Source organism: Streptomyces sp. NPDC005435 (assembly GCF_040703155.1).
Classification (GTDB): Bacteria; Actinomycetota; Actinomycetes; order Streptomycetales; family Streptomycetaceae; genus Streptomyces.
Window position 1 is genome coordinate 1 of the sequence record NZ_JBEXEQ010000019.1, and the last position, 18,546, is coordinate 18,546.

The following is an 18,546-nucleotide window of genomic DNA, read 5'->3' on the forward strand; positions in this document are numbered from 1 at the left end:
GGAGTCGATGCGGAGCATCGGCGACCGACGACAACGCGGCGAGGTGCGGTGCCAGGCGTCGCGAGCCCGGCCTGATCGACGAGACACCCCCTAGGGGCCCGGGGTCACGTCCACAGCACGGCGATGAAGATGTTCGCCGTGGTCAGCGCGCCGACCAGCGCGAAGGAGCCCTTGTCGACCTTCTCCTCCTCGCGCTTCACGTAGACCAGGCCGAGGATCACGATCAGCAGGGCCAGCTTGATGCCGATCTTGATGGAGTTGACGTGGTGGCCCTGCGCCTCGTTGAGGCCGACCAGGACCACGCCGGTGACCAGCATGGTGAACGCGCCGTGCAGCATGCCCGGGACGAAGCGGGCGGTGCCCCGGCCCATCGCCTTCATCTGGGTGAGGAAACCGCCGAGCAGCGCGGCGATGCCGATGATGTGCAGGCCGACGAAGAGATGGATGAGTACGTCCATGCTCCGGAGCCTAGCGGGGATGTGCCGTAGCACCTCTCCCGCCCCATGTGTCCGCAATGCGCTCATCGGTCACCAGGCCGCGCGAAGGTGACGTCTCCGCTTCGGCGTACCGGTCGTAATTGATCCCGATCCCGCCCGTCACGGACAATTCCGTACACCCGTTACCAAGCTGTCACACACCCGCCTAGCGTCCTCCCCCAGGTGACCGGCTCCCCACGCCGCCCGGACCAGGGGCGGCAGCCGGACACCACCGCCGAGGAACGTCCGGCGGCGGCCCGTCTCCCCTGTGCGGGCGGCCGTCGGACACCGGCCGCACGAGTCGTACGGGTCCTCGGCCGTACGAGTCCAGGAAGGGACGTGACGGTCCAGGTGGCAACGCACCGGAGGCCCCGACATCGCTCGCTGGGCGGCAACACCGCCCGCACGGCCGCGACCCTCGCCCTCGCGGGGGCGGCGACCGCGACAGCCTTCGAGGGAGTCGGCCACGCCGAGCCCCAGCCCACCCCGGCGCAGGTCAGGACCAGAGTGGACACGCTGTACCGGGAGGCGGAGAGCGCCACCGAGAAGTACAACGGCGCCAAGGAGAAGGCGGACGCGGCGCAGCGGCGGCTGAACACGCTGCACGACGAGACCGCCCGCAGGCAGGACCGGCTGAACACCGCCCGCGACGCCCTCGGCACCTACGCGGCCGCGCAGTACCGCGACGGCACCATCGCCCCGACCTGGCAGCTCGCCCTCTCCGGCGACCCCGACCGCTATCTGGACGGCGCCGCCCTCGCCGAGCGCGTCGGCGACCAGCAGGCCGGCGCCGTCTCCCGGGTACGGGCCCAGCTGCGCGAGATCGAGCAGCTGCGCGGCGCCGCCCGCGTCGAGCTGAAGTCGCTGCGCGCCCGCCAGGCGGAGCTGAAGCGGCAGAAGAAGACCGTCACCACGAAACTGCACGAGGCCCAGCGGCTCCTGAACCGGCTCACCCCCAAGGAACGCAAGAAGGTCACCGGCACCGCACCCGCCCACGCCGGCCGCACCGGCCACACCGCCAAGACCGCCCGGCCCGTCCGCGCGCACGCACCCGGCAACGGCACCGCCGGAAGCGGCACGGCGAAGGCGACCGGCACCCCGGCCGCCTCCAGCTCCCGCGCCGCCGCGGCCGTCGCCTACGCCTACCGCAAGCTCGGCAGCCCCTACGTCTGGGGCGCCACCGGCCCCAACGCCTTCGACTGCTCGGGCCTGGTCCAGGCCGCCTACCGCTCCGCGGGCATCTCCCTGCCCCGCACCACCTACGCCCAGATCAACGCCGGACGGCGTGTCTCTCGCTCCCAGCTCCGCCCGGGTGACCTGGTGTTCTTCTACTCCGGCGTCAGCCATGTGGGGCTCTACATCGGCAACGGCAAGATGATCCACGCCCCGAACCCCTCGGCCCCGGTCCGCGTCGCGCCGATCAGCCAGATGCCGTTCGCGGGGGCGACGCGGGTCGCGTGAGGCCACCGCCGCGCGCCCGGGACAGCCCGAGGCCCGCCGCGGCCGTCGTGACCGCGCTCAGTACGGCGGTCACGGCGAAGCCGTACCCGATGCCCGCCCGGTCGGTGAGCTGCGCGGCCACCACCATCACGACGATCGTGGCGGCCAGTCCCCCGCCGTTGGCCACGCCGAACGCCCGGCCCGCCCGGTCCGGTCCCACCTCCGCCATCAGCAGGTTGCGCGAGGCGATCCGCGCCTGCCCGAAGACGAACGCGCCGGCCGGCACCAGGAGCATCACCCCCACCACACCGAACCGGGGCTGGAGCACGAACAGCACCGAGCACAGCAGGAACCCGGTCACCGCCGTCCCCAGGTCCCCGAGCCGCCGGCCCGACACCTTGTACGCGGCCGTGGCCAGCAGGAACCCGAGGCTGCCGAGCGCGTCGACGAGCCCGAACGTGCCCGCGCCCAGGTGCAGGTCCCCCAGGACGAACTTGGGCAGCAGTGCGTTGAACACCGTGACCACGACGCTGCCCTGTGCGAACAGCACGATCAGCCGGCCCATCGGCAGCGGGGCGGAACCCGTGCGGCCGGGGAGGGCGAGCGGTGTGTCCCCGGCCCGCGCATGGGCGCGGCCGCCGGTGCCGTCGCCGTTTCCTGCGGCCGGGAAGGCGTCCCTCTCCTGCCCCTGCCCCCGCCGCCCGACCGCGGCCACGCACACCGCCGACACGGCGAACGTCCCGGCGTTGACCAGCAGCAACGGAACCGCCCCCACCGCCTGGACGGCGAGCCCCCCGACCGTCGCGGAGAGCAGCATCCCCGCCTGCGTCGCCATCTCGTAGTGGGCGTTGAAGTGGCGCAGCCGCTCCGGGGGGATGCGCTCCTTGATCAGGGCGCTGCTGACCGGGAAGAACAGCGCGGCCAGCACGGCCAGGGCCAGGTTCGCCAGATAGACCGGCGCCCCGGCGTCGTCACCGGGGGCGAGCCACAGCCACAGGGGGAGCGCCAGCGCGGTGACCGTGCTCGCGAGGTCACTGAGAATCCACAGCGCGCGCCGGTCGACGCGGTCGGCCAGCCGCCCGAAGAACGGTGAGAGCACCGCCTGCGGGACCGCGACGGCGATGAACAGCCACCCCACCGACATCATCGTGTGTTCGGCCCTGATCACCAGCAGCGCGCCGGAGATCAGCTGGACGTTGTTCCCGAGCGAGGTGACGAAGGCGGCCGACACCAGGAGCCGTCCGGTGCGCCGCGCATGACTTTCCGTGATCATGCGCTCATTGAAGGGGGCTTCACTGCCACCTCGTGTCAGTGGAGTCGGCGAACATGGCGAACGTGGCCATGACAGCGAGCCGTCTGCTCTCCCTCGTCCTGCTCCTGCAGAACCGCGGCCGTATGACGGCCCGGCAGCTCGCCGCCGAGCTGGAGGTCTCGGTCCGCACGGTCTACCGGGACGTGGACGCCCTGTCCGCCGCGGGCGTCCCGGTCTACGGCGAGCCCGGCCACGCGGGCGGGTTCTCGCTGGTCGAGGGCTATCGCACCCGGCTGACCGGGCTGCACGGAGCCGAGGCGGACGCCCTCGCCCTGGCCGGTCTGCCCGGCCCCGCCGCCGAACTGGGCCTCGGCGCCGAGCTCGCGGCGGCCCAGCTGAAGCTCGACGCGGCCCTGCCGCCGGTGCTGCGCGAGCGGGCGGCACGGGTGCGCGAGCGGTTCCACCTGGACACCTCGCGCTGGTACCGCGAGGCCGAAGCGGTCCCCCGGCTCACCGCCGTCGCCGAGGCCGTGTGGAACCGGCGGACGCTGCGGGTGCTCTACCGCCGCTGGGCCGCGCCCCAGGAGGTGGAGCGCGAACTGTGCCCGCTCGGCATCGTGCTGAAGGCCGGGATCTGGTACGTGGTGGCGCAGTCGCCGGGCGGGGCGGGGAGTTCCCCGGGGCAGTCGGGGAGTTCTCCGGGCCGGGCGGGGGACGAGGTCAGGGGCGGCGCCGTCCGCACCTACCGGGTGTCCCAGATCCTGCGGCTGGCCGACGCGGGCGGCGCCCCCTTCGAACGGCCCACCGGCTTCGACCTGGCCGAGTACTGGCGCGCCTGGATCGCCGGCTTCGACGAGCACCGTTTCCGGGGCCGGGCGGTGCTCCGCCTGTCGGCGCAGGCGTGGCGGCGCTTCCCGGAACAGGTGGACACCGTGGTCCTGGACTCCGCCGAGGCCCATGCGGGGCAGCCCGACCCGCAGGGCCGCGTGCGTACGGTCATCCCGATCGAGTCCGTCGAGCACGCCACCGGCGAGGTGCTGCGGCTCGGACCGGGCATCGAAGTCCTCGCACCCCCGGAGCTGCGGCACGCGGTGGCCGACGCCGCCCGCGCGCTGCTGCGGCTCCACGAGGCACCGGACCCGGCCTGACGGTCCGGTGAGCCCGGCGGGTCCGGCGAGCCCGACGGGTCCGGTACGAGTCAGGGTCCCGTCGGGGTCGCCCCCTGCGGGTCGGGTCAGACCAGCCGGCGCGCCGTCGCCCAGCGGGTCAGCTCGTGGCGGTTGGAGAGCTGAAGCTTGCGCAGGACCGCCGAGACATGGGACTCGACCGTCTTCACCGAGATGTACAGCTGCTTGGCGATCTCCTTGTAGGCGTACCCCCGGGCGATCAGGCGCAGCACCTCCCGCTCCCGCTGGGTGAGGCGGTCCATGTCCTCGTCGACCGGCGGGGCATCGGTGGACGCGAAGGCGTCCAGGACGAACCCGGCCAGGCGCGGGGAGAAGACCGCGTCGCCCTCCTGCACCCGGAAGATCGAGTCGATGAGGTCGCTGCCGGTGATGGTCTTGGTGACATAGCCCCGGGCACCGCCCCGGATGACCCCGATGACGTCCTCCGCCGCGTCCGACACGGACAGCGCGAGGAACCGCACCGGCCGCTCGGGGTCCGCCATCATCGAGGCGCTGCGGCGCAGCACCTCCACCCCGCCGCCGCCGGGCAGATGAACGTCCAGCAGCACCACCTCCGGCCGCGTCGCGGTGATCACCGTGACCGCCTGGTCGACGTCCGCGGCCTCGCCGACCACCTCGACCCCGGTCCGCTCGGTCCGCCCGATCTCCGCCTGGACACCCGTGCGGAACATCCGGTGGTCGTCCACGAGCACCACCCGCACCCGGCGGCCGGCCGCACCGCCCTCCGCGTCGCCGCCGGCACCGGCCACCTCCGCCGCCCCCGTCGTGCCGTTCGCCTCGGTCGCGTCGCTCATGCCGTCTTCTCCGCCCTCTCCATCTCCAGCTCGACCTCGGTGCCGCCGCCCGGCACCGACCGCAGCCGGGCCGTGCCGCCGTTGCGCTCCATACGGCCGATGATCGATTCTCTGACGCCCATGCGGTCCGCGGGTATCGAGTCGAGGTCGAAACCGGGACCGCGGTCGCGGACGGACACGAACACCGTCCTCCCCTCGACCTCCGCGTACACCTGCACGGGACCGCCGTCGCCACCGTACTTGGCGGCGTTCACCATCGCCTCGCGCGCGGCCTGCATCTGCGCTCCCGTCCTGTCGTCCAGCGGGCAGTCGCCCACCACGACCACCTCTATGGGCACACCGTGCTTGTCCTCGACCTCGGCGGCGCTGCGCCGGACCGCCTCCGCGACCGTGTCCGGCTCGTCGGCCTCGTCCTTGCCGGTGCCCCCGGGTTTGTACAGCCAGGTGCGCAGGTCGCGCTCCTGGGCGCGGGCCAGGCGGCGCACCTCGCCCGCGTTGTCGGCGTTGCGCTGGATCAGGGTCAGGGTGTGCAGCACGGAGTCGTGGACGTGGGCGGCGACCTCGGCGCGCTCCTGGGCCCGGATGCGCATCAGGCGCTCCGCGGAGAGGTCCTGGGTGACCCGGACGAGATAGGGGCCGGCGAGCAGCGTGATGCCGACGAGGACGGCGAGCGCGGCCTGGAACACCGCGCCGAGGTGGGCGGCCGAGCCCTGCATGACGAAGATGGCGGACACCCCGGCCGTGACCAGCAGCACGCCCACACCCGCGCGGAGCAGGGTGAGGGTGCGCCGTCGGCTGCCGACCTCGACCCAGCGGGCCCGGCGGGCGTTGTCCGCCTGCCGCCAGACCAGGGCGACACCGGCCGCCACCAGGACGGTCGGCAGGAGATACGCCTTCGCCGTGCTGGTCACGTTGACGCTGCCGACGAAGACCATCGACACGATGACCATGAGCAGCAGGGCGACCATCTGCCCCTTGTCCGGCTTGCGCGCCACGAGTCTGCGGCGGCCGTCCGGGGAGGTCTCGGTGCCGACGAGCGAGGTCGGCCGGTGGTCGCCCACGCCCCCGACACCGAGCGGCACGAAGAACCAGAACGCGGCGTACAGCAGCGCGCCCAGACCGTTGGCCATGAACAGGCCGACGAAGGCGAGCCGCACCCACACCACGGGCAGCCCGAGGTGCCCGGCGAGGCCCCGCGCCACTCCGCCGAGCCAGCGGCCGTCACCGCTGCGGTAGAGCTTGCGCGGCGGCCGCGGGTCTTCGAGGGGCGGTGCTGCGGCTTCCGGCATGCCATTGATGGTCACACGGCCGTGGCGGCGGGTCATCAGGGTCGGCCCCCGAGACTCCCCTGATCTTCGCCAGGGGTGTCCCCGATGCCGGTCCCCCGGCCCCGGCCGGCGGCGGAGCCCCCGATTCGAACATGCCCCCGGTTCCGTCTCAGGGCCGATTTCAGGGTTCGGCCAGGGTTGATCCGACTGCCGGGCGGGCGGCCGAGCCGTCACGATGGACGCATGACGGATCACGAGCACGCAGCGACGGGTCCGGGACCTGGCTCCGGGCCGCGCCCGGGCTCGGGAACCGGTACGACGGACACGACCGGCGGGGCCGGTGCGAAGGGCGCTCCCGGCACCTCGGGCGCGGCCGGAGCATCGGACACGACCGCCACCCCCGGCGCTCCCGGCACTCCCGGGGCGGACGGAGCGCCTCCCGCCGACACGGCCTCCCACCCCCTCCGGCGCGACCGCAGACACAAGATGATCGCGGGCGTGTGCGCGGGGCTGGGCCGGCAGACGGACATGGACCCGGTGATCTACCGCATCACCCTGGCGGTGCTGGCCGCGACCGGCGGCATCGGCCTGATCTTCTACGGCTTCGCCTGGCTCCTCGTGCCACAGGACGACGAGGAGGAGAACGAGGTCCGCAAGCTGCTCACCGGCCGGGTGGACGGCCAGGCGCTGGCCGCCGTGCTGTTCGCCCTGGTCGGCTGCGGGGTGGTCCTGACCACGCTGAGGAACGCCGGGGCACTGACCTTCGCGGTGGTCCTCTCCCTGCTCCTCGCCGGTGCCGGGTACTGGTCCCGCCACCGGGCCACCCCGGCCCCCGAACCCTCCCCCAGCTCCCCCAGCGCGCGTCCGCGCTCCAGCCCCATAGCCGCCCAGGCCGCCGCCGACGCCCCGCCGGAGGCACAGGCGCCGCCGGTCGTGATGCACTTCCCCTCCTGGTGGCGCGACCCGATAGTCAAGGACGGCACCCATGTCGGCGGCACCGGCTATCTGTGGGGGCCCGGCGACACCCAGCCGCCGGACGTGACCTCGGTCCTCGACGTGCGCGTGGCCGCCCCCTGGCCGCACGGCACCGCCACGCCCCCCGCAGGCCCCGGCACCGGAACGGCCCCCCGCCCCCCGAGACCGCGCGGGCCCCGTCGGATCGGCGGCTGGGTCTTCCTGCTGGCCCTGCTGACGGGCGGCCTCGTCGCCGGACTGACCTGGCACACCCGGCAGCCGGGCACGTGCCTCCAGCTCGGTCTGGCCAGTGCGCTCGCGGTGCTAGGCCTGGGCATGGCCCTCGGCTCGTTCCTCGGGCGCACGGGAGCCGGTACGACGTTCCTGGCGATCCTCACGGCGGCCCTGCTCGCCGGAGTCGCGGCCCTCCCGGCGGATGTCACCACCCAGTGGAGACAGACCTCCTGGCAGCCGGCCACCGCGACGGACGTCCGCCCCTCGTACGACCTCGGGACCGGGGCGGCCACCCTCGACCTGAGCGCGGTGCACCCCGGCAAGGGGCAGACCGTCACCACGCACGCCGAGGTGGGCGCGGGGCGGCTCAGGGTGATCATCCCGGCGGGCGCGACCGCAGAGCTCCGCATCGACCTCGGCGTGGGCGACATCCGGTTGCCCGGCGACAACGGAAAGGACATCGACGTGCAGCCGGACAGGCACACGCGGCTGACGCTGGCCCCGGCCACGAACGCGAAGAACACCGGAACCCTGACGGTCGGCCTCGAAGTGGGCGTAGGACAGGTGGTGATCACCCGTGCCACGCCGTGAATTCCAACCGGGCCGCCTCCTCGCCGGCCTCGCCTTCGCCACCGTGGCCGCCCTCTACCTCGGAGACGCCCAGAACCTCTGGCACATCCCCTGGTTCACCGCCCTCCCGGTGACCACGGGCGCCCTGTTCCTGGCCGGCATCGCGAACGCGGTGGCCCGAGCGATACGCAGACAGCGTGGAACGACGGAGGACGGCTAGGCCCTCTCTCCGGGATCTTCCGGGGCGCGGGGCGCGGGGCGCGAGGCGCGGGGCACCGAGCACCGAGCACCGAGCACCGAGCACCGGCAAGATCCAAAAGAGAGGACCCGGGGGCCTCAGCCGACCTCGTCGAGGACGGCCACCAGCGCGGCGCGCAGCTCTTCGTCCTCGCGGATCATCGTGTCCGCGAACCCGGAGACGACCAGGCGGCGGTCCCCGGTGGCGAGCGCGGTCAGCCGGCGATGCTGCTCCGGCGTCAGGGTGGCGGCGAGCGCCCGCAGGGCGTCGCAGGCGCCCTTGAGGTCGGCGCGGGTCTCGGCCGAGTGGAGTGCCGCCTCGGCGAGCCGGGTGCGGTCGAGGCCGGCCGGATCGGCGACGGCGAGCAGTCCGAGGACGGCCGAGGGCGCCTGGGCCGGGTCGTCGAGGAGAGCGTGGAGCCGGGTGGTCAGCGGGCGGCCGGCCAGGCCGAGCACGGCGATCTCGCGGGCGGCGCGGGTGGTCGTCCAGCGGAACCACCGCTCTCCCCCGCAGCGGTCGAACACCGAGGCAAGCACCGGGACGACCTCGGCCGCGTCACCGGCGATCCGCCACAGGGCAAACGCCAGGGCGAGGTCGGTGTCCACCTCCGGAGTGGTGTCGCGGTCGATGGTGCGGCCGAGCACGGTCCGCAGGACCGGGAGGATGCGGGCGGCCTCCGGGCCGAGGCCGGCCAGGGCGCGGGCGCCCTCGACGCCCTCGCGCCCACCGGTGGCGAGTGCCGCCTCGGCGGCGGCGAGCAGCGGCCCGGTCTCGCCGGTCAGCTCGTGCAGTGCCCGCGCCACGGACAGCTTCCCGGCGTCGGCCCGCAGGACGGTGGCCGCCTGCTCGCGCTGCTGCGGCCCGAGGCCGGCGGCGACGGCGGTGATCGCGGTGGCGGCGTACTGGAACCGGGGCAGGACGGCGCACAGTTCGGGCAGTGCCCCGGCGGCCTGTGGGCCCCACTGCCGCAGCAGATGGACCAGTTGGGCGGTGTCGTTGTGGTCCTCGGTCGTCGTGCAGCCGCAGTCCTCGCGGCCCTCGGGGCGCTCCCGCGCCTTGGCGGCCAGGCGGGCACGGACCGCGGCGAACAGTTCGGGATCGAACGGGAAGGGGGTGTCGGCCGGGGCGTGGGACCCCGCGGCGTGCCGCATGGCGCGCGGGCGCCGGCCGAAGGACCGGGCCAGCAGCGGGGCGGCGGTCCGCGGCGCCACCAGGACGAGCGCGGCGAGGGCCTGGTCGGCCGCCTCGTCGTCCGGCCCCGCGGCGAGCCCGGCGAGGACGGGTGCGGCCTCGGCGGCCGCCGGGCCGAGCTTGCCCAGCAACTGGGTGGCCGCCCGGTCGGCGGCGAGCGGGGCCATCGCGGGGATCAGCCGCCGCGGGGCGCCGCGGGACACGGTGCAGGCGTGGTCGGCCGCCCACAGGGCCTCGGCCCGTACCTCGGGGCGCTCGTCACGCAGCGCGGTGTCGAGCAGCGCGAGGGCGCTCTCGCGGTCGGCGTCGGTGTCCCGCTCCAGCAGGGTCCCGACGATGGCGCGCAGTGGCTCGCGGTGCTCGTCCGCGTAGCCGGACCTGCCCGTCTCGCGCGCGGGCAGGAGGCCGAGGACGGCGTCGTGGTGCGCGGCGAGCCACGGCTCCCCGGCGTCCAGCGCGGCGAACACGGCGGCCAGGCGCAGCGGCGCGGGTGTGTCCGGGCCGAGCAGGGAGCGGGCCTCGGCGAGGGCGCCCGCGCGGTCCAGCCGGCCGTACGCGGTGAGGAGTTCGGCCCGGACGACGGGCTCGGTCTCGGCGGCCAGGCGGGCCCGGACGGCGGGCAGGGCGGTGCGGGTGTCCCGGGTGTGACCGGCCGTCCAGCAGGCCGCCTGCCGGACGGCGGCGTCCTCGTCGGCCAGCAGCGGTATGAGCAGCGGCAGCTGGGCGGTGACGGCGGCCCGGACGGCGCCCGGCTCGACGCCGTGTTCGTCCTCGCTCTCGGCGAGACAGCCGAGCAGCCGGAGCGCGTCGACGGTCTGCCGGCCGGAGGCGGCGATCCGGGCGAGATACGGGGCGGCGTCGACGCTGGCCGCGTACACGGTGCCCTGGTGCACGATCGAGCCGTACAGCTCGTCCAGTGCCTCCTCGGCGTCCTCACCGCCCTCGGCGAAGGCGCGCAACAGTCCGGGCAGGTCCTCGGCGGGGCCGTAGGCGTGGTGGACGGTGGTCCAGGGGTGGGCGTCGAGCCCGGCGAGGGCGGTGGAGAGCTCCATGGCCGTGATCTTCGCAGGGACCTCCGACAACAGGGCCGAGCACGTCGGCGCCCGGCGAACCGCCCACCGTGCCCGGTCAGCCTCGCCGAAGCCCCGGAGGAGCCCGGCAGAAGCCCCGGAGGAGCCCCGGGATCACACGGCCGCCGCTTCGGCCCTACCGGTACCCGCCCATGCCCCGCCTCCGCCGCCCCTGCCACACCGCGTCCAGCGACAGATAGGGGGTGCCCGCCAGGATCAGCGGCAGCCAGGCCATCAGGTAGGGGAGGTCGTTGCCGTAGTAGTACGGCGTCGAGCCCCAGCTCACGGTCAGCCAGAGGCTGAGGGAGATCAGGGCGCCGCCGAGGGCGGCCAGGCGGCCGAAGAGGCCGAGGAGGATGCCGATGCCGACGGCGAGTTCGCCGAAGGCGATGGCGTAGCCGAAGCCGACGGGGTTGTGCAGGGCCAGGTCGATCAGGGCCGGGACGCCGGCGGAGTCGCGGGCCGAGCGCATCGTGTCGCCGACGGAGCCCGCGCCGCCGGACTTCAGGAAGGCGTTGTCGGTGAGCTTGTCCAGCCCGGCGTAGAGGAAGGTGACGCCGAGGAAGACGCGGAGTGGGAGGAGGGAGTAGCGGGTGGCGGTCTCCCGCAGGGTGTGTCCGCCGTCCAGTCGGGAGGTGTGCGTTTCCATACGCATACCGTGAGTCATCACTGCCAGCCGCCTCTCGCTCGCCGTGCCGGACCCCTCAACAGGACGATACGTATGACGAACGGGGCCGGTTCAATCCTCCCCCGGCGGTTTTTCCGGTTTTCGGGGGGCACCGGCACACCGCACGGGCGACCGGAGGCGGCGACGGACGGCGGACTCAGTCGACGACCTCGACCGGGTACCGGTTCGTGCCCACCCCGGCCGCCGTCACCACCTGGACCTCCACCGGGCCGGGTTCGACCTCGGCCGGTACGGGGACGGTGAGGACGCTGTCCGTCGGGTTGCGGAAGCCGCCCGGGACCGGGACGAGGGGGACGTGGACGTCGACCACGCCGATGCGCACGACCAGACGGGCGAGGCTGTCGGCACCCTGGGCGCCGGGCGGGACGAAGCCGCTGCCGCGGATCTCGATGTCGTCCCCGGTGCGGATCGGGCCGTCCAGGTCGCCTGGCTCACGGGCGCGGACCACGGAGAGGACCACCGGGCGCCCGCCCTCGGCGTACTTCCCGGCGAGATAGGTGGCGGCGGAGATCAGCACCACGACCGCGAGCCCCCAGGGCAGGTCCGGCAGCTGGTCGGGGCGCCGGCCGAGGCGTACGGCGGCGAAGAGGAGGGCGACGGCGCTGATGACGACGTACTGGATGTCGGCGAAGGCACCCCGCCCCGCGTCGTCGGTCAGCAGGTCGGCGGCGCGCGGGCGGTGCGCGGAGACCTTCTGGAGCCGCTGGCCGAGCACACGCAGTCCGACCACCCGGCGGACCAAGACGGCGATGCCGCAGACCACAGCGAGGACGGTCACCACTCCCGCGCCGCGCGCGAGGTCGAGGCCCGCGATCAGGGCGTCGCGCTCGGCGGGGTCGGAGGCGGCGGCCAGCCGGCCGGCGAGGAGCAGGACGGCGTAGGCGACGAAGAGCACCCAGGAGGCGGCGACCGTACGGGAGGTGGACATGCGGTTGTCCTCGCCGATCACCGGGGCGAGGACCCCGCCACGCCTGCGGTGGAACCACGAGGCGGCGGTCAGCGCGCCCGCGACGGTCACGGCGGCGAGCAGCCCGGCGCTGCGGGCGTTGCTCCAGCCCGCGCCGATCGCGGTGAGCGCCTGCGCGAGAAGCAGGACGACGACCGCGCCCCACGCCACGCACGCGGTCCGCGGCCACAGCCCGGCCAGCCACGCCTCGCCCTCCGCGCGGCCGCGCTCGGCGATGGTCTCCGCGCGCTGGGTCAGCTCGGCGGACACCCACTGCCGGGACGCGGAGGCCGAGTGGGCCACCGCCTGGGGCAGGCCGTGCCCGGCCGCGAACTCGTCACGGCGGCGCAGGAACGCGGCGACCGCGCGCCGGTGTCCCTCGCGCGCGCCGTGCGGGCAGTCGCCGCATGTGCAGCCGCCCGTGTGGACGCCGTCGGCATCCGCCGACACGCCCCGTCTCGCCTCCTGTACCGCCACAACCCCCGACCGCCTTCCCCGCGAAAACGCGGATCGGCCGAAGCGCCCGCGGCGCGCACTTCGGCTCCGACACAACTCCCCTGTGATCAAAGCGAATTGTGCCCTACGTCGGGCCGCCGCTCGCAGCCGGTCCGGGTCGTGGCGGGTGAAGCGCGCGTCACCGTGTTGACGCCGAGCGGCCCCGGACGGCGCCCCCTCGGCTCAGGAGGCCCCCCGCCCCGACGCAGGAGGCCCCCCGTCCCGACCCGGGCGTCCGCCCCCTCAGCTCAGCAGATCCGGCTCGCTCCGGCTGATGTCCTGCCACAGCGGCTGGTAGTTGATCCACGCGACCAGGTCGCCGCCGAGCTGTTCCCGGGTGGCGACGGCGAGTTTGTGGTCGATCAGGACGGGACGGCCGGCGGCGCGGGCGGTCAGCTGGACCTGGCAGGAGCGCTCCAGGGACATGAACCACCAGGCGGCGGCGTCGACGGAGTCCCCGACGGTGAGCAGCCCGTGGTTGCGCAGGACCAGCGCCTTGCCGGAGCCGAGCGCGGCCGCGATACGGCGGCCCTCCTCGGCGTCGACGGTGACGCCGGTGTAGGCGTCGTAGAGCGCCATGTCCTCGTAGAAGGCGCAGCTCTCCTGGGTGAGCGGGTCGATGAGGTCGCCGAGGGCGGCCAGCGCGCGGCCGTGCACGGAGTGGCAGTGGGCGACGGCGACCACGTCGGGCCGGGCGGCGTGCACCTGGGCGTGGACGGTGAAGGCGGCCTGGTTGACGTGGTAGCGGCCCTCGACGACCTGGCCGTCCTGGTTGGTCAGGACGAGATCGCTCACGGTGACGTGCTTGAAGGGCATCCCGAACGGGTTGACCCAGAAGCAGTCGCTGAATTCGGGGTCGCGCGCGGTGATGTGCCCGGACACCCCGTCCTCGAAGCCCGCCCGCCCGAAGAGCCGCAGGGCGCCCGCGAGCCGTTCCTTGCGGTGGCGGCGTTCGTCCTCGACCGACTCGTGCATGGGCGGCATGGCGAACCGCAGCCGGTCGGTGGGCATGGGCGGGGGTGGGGTGGGCCGGTGCATGGGTCCTCCAGCACAGGGGGCGCTTTACGGACCGGAAGGTACCGTCGCGCGGCGGGTACCAAAAGAGGTGGAGCGGCCGGAGCCGTTCCACCTCTTCGCGGGACCGGTCAGCGCACCGGTGCCGGGGTCACTCCCACTCGATGGTGCCCGGCGGCTTCGAGGTCACGTCGACGACGACGCGGTTGACGTCGCGGACCTCGTTGGTGATCCGGGTGGAGATCTTCGCCAGCACGTCGTAGGGCAGGCGCGACCAGTCGGCGGTCATGGCGTCCTCGGAGGAGACCGGGCGCAGGACGATCGGGTGGCCGTAGGTGCGGCCGTCGCCCTGGACGCCGACCGAGCGGACGTCGGCGAGCAGGACCACCGGGCACTGCCAGATCTCGCGGTCGAGACCGGCGGCGGTCAGCTCCTCGCGGGCGATGGCGTCGGCGTCGCGGAGCAGGTCGAGCCGCTCCTTGGTCACCTCGCCGACGATACGGATGCCCAGGCCGGGGCCCGGGAAGGGCTGGCGCTGGACGATCTCCTCCGGCAGGCCCAGCTCCTGGCCCACCATGCGGACCTCGTCCTTGAACAGCTTGCGCAGCGGCTCGATCAGCTGGAACTCGAGGTCCTCGGGGAGGCCGCCGACGTTGTGGTGCGACTTGATGTTGGCGGTGCCGGTGCCGCCGCCGGACTCGACCACGTCCGGGTACAGGGTGCCCTGGACCAGGAACTCCACGGCCGGGCCCGCGTCCGCGATGATCTCGGCCTGGGCCTGCTCGAAGACGCGGATGAACTCGCGGCCGATGATCTTCCGCTTCTCCTCGGGGTCGGAGACCCCCTTGAGCGCGGTGAGGAAGCGCTCCTCGGCGTCGACGACGACCAGCTTGACGCCGGTCGCGGCCACGAAGTCCTTCTCGACCTGCTCCGTCTCGCCCTTGCGCATCAGGCCGTGGTCGACGTAGACGCAGGTCAGCTGGTCGCCGATGGCGCGCGCGACGAGGGCGGCGGCGACGGCGGAGTCCACACCGCCGGACAGGCCGCAGATGGCGCGCTTGTCGCCGACCTGCTCGCGGATCGCGGCGACCTGCTCCTCGATCACGTTGCCCGTGGTCCAGGACGGGGTCAGGCCCGCGCCCCGGTACAGGAAGTGCTCCAGGACCTGCTGGCCGTGCGTGGAGTGCATGACCTCGGGGTGGTACTGGACGCCGTAGAGCCGCTTCTCGTCGTTCTCGAAGGCGGCGACCGGGACCACGTCCGTGGAGGCGGTCACGGAGAAGCCCTCGGGGGCGGCGGAGCAGGCGTCGCCGTGCGACATCCACACGTGCTGCTCGTCCGGGGTGCCCTCGAAGAGGGTGGAGCCGGAGCGGGAGACGTGCAGGTCGGTACGGCCGTACTCGCGGGCGCCGGTGTTGTCGACGGTGCCGCCGAGGGTCTGCGCCATCAGCTGGAAGCCGTAGCACATGCCGAAGACGGGGACGCCGGCCTCGAACAGGGCGCGGTCGAGCTGCGGGGCGTTCTCCTCGTAGACCGAGGAGGGGCCTCCGGAGAGGATGATCGCCGCCGGGTTCTTGGCGAGCATCTCGGCGACCGGCATGGTGCTGGGCACGATCTCGCTGTAGACCCGCGCCTCGCGGACGCGACGGGCGATGAGCTGGGCGTACTGCGCGCCGAAGTCGACGACCAGAACGGTGTCGGGGGCGGCGGCAGACTGGGTCGCTGATGACACGGGGTGCCTTCCGGCGGTGGGGCGGGGGTCTGTACGACCGATTCTAACGGGGCGGGCCGGGGCACCCTCCCGGCCGCGGAACGGGCGGACCGAATCCAGGACCGAATCCACGATCGAATCCCCGGCCGGGCCCCGCACCGCCGTGGCATACTGGCCGCATGTTCACGCAGACGACCTACGTCTTTACCTATGGCAACCGGCCCGCCGGCTGCCATGGTCGTGCTGCTTGAGCCAACGCCAAGCACTTACCAGGCGCCCCGGGCCGACAAGGCCCGGGGCGCCTGTCGTTTTCCGGGTTCTGTCACCGCCGGGCCGCCCCCCTTCTCCGAGGAGCCCCGAACATGACCACCGTCACCGCCGAAGAGACCATCGCCGGCGCCCGTGAGCGCATCGACGCCCTGGACGACCGCATCCTCGGCCTCGTCCAGGAGCGCATGGCCGTCTCCGCCGTCGTCCAGGAGGCGCGCATCTCCTCCGGCGGCCGCCGGGTGAGCCTGTCGCGCGAGATGGAGATCCTCGGCCGCTACCGCGACGCCCTCGGCAAGCCCGGCACCACGCTCGCGATGACTCTGCTGGAGCTGTGCCGGGGCCGTGTCTGAGCCCGGGCGCCGGGCGGGACGACGGGCCGGGTACGGGCCGCCGGCGCGCGGGGGTCAAGGGCCGCAACTGAGTTCGGTGCCGCTCTCACCCGTACGGCGCGTGACCGCCGCGCGCGCCGCTTCGTTGATCCCGGTGTCCGTGCCAGCCAGGGGCGGGCCCGACGGAACCACGCGTGGAAAGCCGGAGCGATGAGGCGTACGGGTCGTGCCGTGCGCCGTGGGACCTCGTTCCGGAAGTGATCGGACGGCAGGGGACAGCAGCCCGGTCACCCTTGAGAAACGGCCGGCTCCGGGGACGCCCGGGGCCGTCCGGCGGAAAACCGCACATAGCGCACCACCCCCTCCCGATGTGACCGACGCCACACAGGAAATACCTGGGCCGTGGCGCAACCCTTCCGTGCCCTCACCGATCGAACCTGCTGCCGGATCAAGAAAACGGTAAGCGTCGAGGGACCTGCGTTCGGAGGGGGACACAGGTCCCTCGTGGCATGTCCGGGTCCAAAAGCTCAACCGGAGAAGTCCGGCCGGAAAGCTCAGTCCCGCTTCGGCACCACCGGCACCTTCAGCAGCGGCAGCCTCAGCGCCCCGAACGCCTCCGCCGGGACCGCCGGACTGCGCGGCGCCACCGGCGCCAGCCGCTCGTACGCCACCCCCTGCGCCGGGCGCGGGTCCGCCTCCCCCTTGTTCGGCCAGTACGACATGGCCCGCTCGGCCTGCGCGGTGATCGTCAGCGACGGGTTGACGCCGAGGTTCGCGGAGACGGCGGCGCCGTCGACCACCGAGATGCCGGGGTGCCCGTAGAGCCGGTGGTAGGGGTCGATGACACCGGTCTCCGGGGAGTCCCCGATGGGGCAGCCGCCGAGGAAGTGCGCGGTGAGCGGGGTGCCCATCAGCTCGCCCACGTTGCTGCCCGGGAAGCCGTTGATCTCGGCGGCGAGCGCGGAGGCGGCCTCGGTGGCGGCCCTGATCTGGGTCGGGTTCGGGGCGCCGTGCCCCTGCCGGGCGGTGAGCAGGCCCTTGCCGACGCCGCCGGGCTTCAGATACGTGGTGAGCGAGTTGTCCAGCGACTGCATCACCAGCCCGATGATGGTCCGCTCCGACCAGCGCCGGTTGGAGACCGAGCGGGCCAGCTGCACCGGGTGCCGCACCGCGTGCGCGAGCCAGCCGAGGACGCGCGAGGAGCCCTCGGCGTAGGGCACCTGGAGGATGGTGAGGCCGCCCATCGAGTTGGAGCCCTTGCCGTAGCGCACCGGCTCGATGTGGGTGTTGTCGTCCGGGTGGACGGAGGACGTGATGGCCACCCCGCGCGTGAAGTCGACCTTGTCCGCGCCATGCGCCCTGCGGTAGCGCCGGTCGTCGGTCTGGGCGCCGACCAGGGCCTCGGAGTTGGTGCGGGTGAGGTCGCCGAGCCGCTGCGAAAGGTAGGGAAGTTGACGCCCTGCCTTCATGCGGTGCAGCAGGGTCTGGGTGCCGTAGGTCCCGGCCGCGAGGACGACGCGGCGGGCGGTGAACAGGCGCCCCTCGCCGGTGCGTTTGCGGTCGGTGGGCAGGGTGGCGACGGCGTAGCCGCCGCGCGAGTCGTCCGTGACCGAGACGACCGTGGTGAGCGGGTGGACGACCGCGCCGGCCTTCTCCGCGAGGTACAGATAGTTCTCGTTCAGGGTGTTCTTGGCACCGTGCCGGCAGCCGGTCATGCACTCGCCGCACTCGGTGCAGGCCCGGCGCTCGGGACCCGCGCCGCCGAAGTACGGGTCGGCGACCTGCTCCCCCGGCCGCGCCTTGGCGCTGCCGTCGGCGTCCTCGCCATCGCCGAAGAACACGCCGACCGGCGCCATGTGGAAGGTGTCGCCCACGCCCATCCGCGCGGCGGCGGCCCGCAGATGCGTGTCGGAGGGGGTGACGGTCGGGTTGAGCCGGACGCCGAGCATGCGCTTCGCCTGGTCGTAGTACGGCTTCAGCTCCTCCTGCCAGTCGGTGATGTCCCGCCACTGGGGGTCGTCGAAGAACGCCTTCGGCGGCACGTAGAGGGTGTTGGCGTAGTTCAGCGAGCCGCCGCCGACGCCCGCGCCGGCCAGGACCATGACGTTGCCGAGCAGATGGATGCGCTGGATGCCGTAGAGGCCGAGCCTCGGGGCCCAGAGGTAGTTGCGCAGATCCCAGGAGTTCTTGGGGAGGGTGTCGCGGGTGAAACGGCGGCCGGCTTCGAGGACGCCGACGCGGTACCCCTTCTCGGTCAGGCGCAGGGCGGTCACCGAGCCGCCGAAGCCGGAGCCGACCACGAGCACGTCGTAGTCGTCACCGTCGTCGCGACCGTCGTCGCGCCCTTCCTCGTTCCGGGTCTGGACAGTCTTCTCCTGCGACACGTGCTCTCCTCGTCGAGAACGGTGGTGGTACGGCG

The 18,546-nt window shown here is 73.6% G+C and carries 15 protein-coding genes; 5 read left to right on the forward strand and 10 right to left on the reverse strand.

Going from position 1 to position 18,546, the window contains the following annotated elements; all coding sequences use genetic code 11:
* Positions 1–104 precede the first annotated feature (104 nt).
* Positions 105–458, reverse strand: coding sequence for a hypothetical protein (locus AB0898_RS23470; protein WP_366804934.1), 354 nt, complete (start codon positions 456–458; stop codon positions 105–107).
* A 369-nt stretch (positions 459–827) separates the two neighbouring features.
* On the opposite strand from AB0898_RS23470, the gene AB0898_RS23475 reads away from it, so the two are divergent.
* Complete coding sequence (locus AB0898_RS23475; RefSeq protein ID WP_366805030.1) at positions 828–1,937, forward strand: NlpC/P60 family protein; 1,110 nt, start codon at positions 828–830, stop codon at positions 1,935–1,937.
* On the opposite strand, the gene AB0898_RS23480 is transcribed toward AB0898_RS23475, so the two are convergent.
* Complete coding sequence (locus tag AB0898_RS23480; protein ID WP_366804935.1) at positions 1,897–3,189, reverse strand: MFS transporter; 1,293 nt, start codon at positions 3,187–3,189, stop codon at positions 1,897–1,899. The two genes, AB0898_RS23475 and AB0898_RS23480, sit on opposite strands and share 41 nt — an antisense overlap.
* A gap of 53 nt (positions 3,190–3,242) precedes the next feature.
* On the opposite strand from AB0898_RS23480, the gene AB0898_RS23485 reads away from it, so the two are divergent.
* On the forward strand, positions 3,243–4,316 hold the full coding sequence (locus AB0898_RS23485; RefSeq protein WP_366804936.1) for a WYL domain-containing protein: 1,074 nt from the start codon (positions 3,243–3,245) through the stop codon (positions 4,314–4,316).
* 86 nt (positions 4,317–4,402) lie between these two features.
* On the opposite strand, the gene AB0898_RS23490 is transcribed toward AB0898_RS23485, so the two are convergent.
* Both AB0898_RS23490 and AB0898_RS23495 read right to left on the reverse strand, forming a co-directional pair.
* On the reverse strand, positions 4,403–5,149 hold the full coding sequence (locus AB0898_RS23490; RefSeq protein WP_366804937.1) for a response regulator transcription factor: 747 nt from the start codon (positions 5,147–5,149) through the stop codon (positions 4,403–4,405).
* A complete protein-coding gene (locus AB0898_RS23495; RefSeq protein WP_366804938.1) occupies positions 5,146–6,438 on the reverse strand; it encodes a PspC domain-containing protein in 1,293 nt (430 codons plus the stop codon). The genes AB0898_RS23490 and AB0898_RS23495 overlap by 4 nt, the downstream gene beginning before the upstream one ends.
* 222 nt (positions 6,439–6,660) lie before the next feature.
* Between AB0898_RS23495 and AB0898_RS23500 the strand changes: the two genes are divergently transcribed.
* Together AB0898_RS23500 and AB0898_RS23505 are read left to right on the forward strand one after the other, a co-directional pair.
* The gene (locus tag AB0898_RS23500) at positions 6,661–8,196 is read left to right on the forward strand and encodes a PspC domain-containing protein (RefSeq protein WP_366804939.1); all 1,536 of its coding nucleotides are present in this window, start codon (positions 6,661–6,663) and stop codon (positions 8,194–8,196) included.
* A complete protein-coding gene (locus tag AB0898_RS23505) occupies positions 8,183–8,395 on the forward strand; it encodes a hypothetical protein (protein WP_366804940.1) in 213 nt (70 codons plus the stop codon). The genes AB0898_RS23500 and AB0898_RS23505 overlap by 14 nt, the downstream gene beginning before the upstream one ends.
* A gap of 116 nt (positions 8,396–8,511) precedes the next feature.
* Here the strand turns inward: AB0898_RS23505 and AB0898_RS23510 are convergent, their stop codons facing one another.
* From AB0898_RS23510 to guaA, 5 genes are all read right to left on the reverse strand, one after another.
* Entirely contained in the window at positions 8,512–10,656 is a 2,145-nt protein-coding gene (locus tag AB0898_RS23510; protein WP_366804941.1) for a HEAT repeat domain-containing protein, read from the reverse strand.
* Positions 10,657–10,810: 154 nt separating this feature from the next.
* On the reverse strand, positions 10,811–11,341 hold the full coding sequence (locus AB0898_RS23515) for a DoxX family protein (RefSeq protein WP_366804942.1): 531 nt from the start codon (positions 11,339–11,341) through the stop codon (positions 10,811–10,813).
* A gap of 157 nt (positions 11,342–11,498) precedes the next feature.
* Entirely contained in the window at positions 11,499–12,785 is a 1,287-nt protein-coding gene (locus AB0898_RS23520) for an IPT/TIG domain-containing protein (protein ID WP_366804943.1), read from the reverse strand.
* Between the two features lie 261 nt (positions 12,786–13,046).
* Positions 13,047–13,841, reverse strand: coding sequence for a class II aldolase/adducin family protein (locus AB0898_RS23525; RefSeq protein WP_366804944.1), 795 nt, complete (start codon positions 13,839–13,841; stop codon positions 13,047–13,049).
* A gap of 127 nt (positions 13,842–13,968) precedes the next feature.
* Complete coding sequence (guaA, locus tag AB0898_RS23530) at positions 13,969–15,549, reverse strand: glutamine-hydrolyzing GMP synthase (RefSeq protein WP_366804945.1); 1,581 nt, start codon at positions 15,547–15,549, stop codon at positions 13,969–13,971.
* A gap of 341 nt (positions 15,550–15,890) precedes the next feature.
* Here guaA and AB0898_RS23535 point away from each other — a divergent pair, with 341 nt between their 5' ends.
* Positions 15,891–16,148, forward strand: coding sequence for a chorismate mutase (locus AB0898_RS23535; RefSeq protein ID WP_366804946.1), 258 nt, complete (start codon positions 15,891–15,893; stop codon positions 16,146–16,148).
* Positions 16,149–16,681: 533 nt separating this feature from the next.
* Here the strand turns inward: AB0898_RS23535 and AB0898_RS23540 are convergent.
* Complete coding sequence (locus tag AB0898_RS23540; RefSeq protein ID WP_366804947.1) at positions 16,682–18,511, reverse strand: GMC family oxidoreductase; 1,830 nt, start codon at positions 18,509–18,511, stop codon at positions 16,682–16,684.
* Between the last annotated feature and the right edge of the window lie 35 nt (positions 18,512–18,546).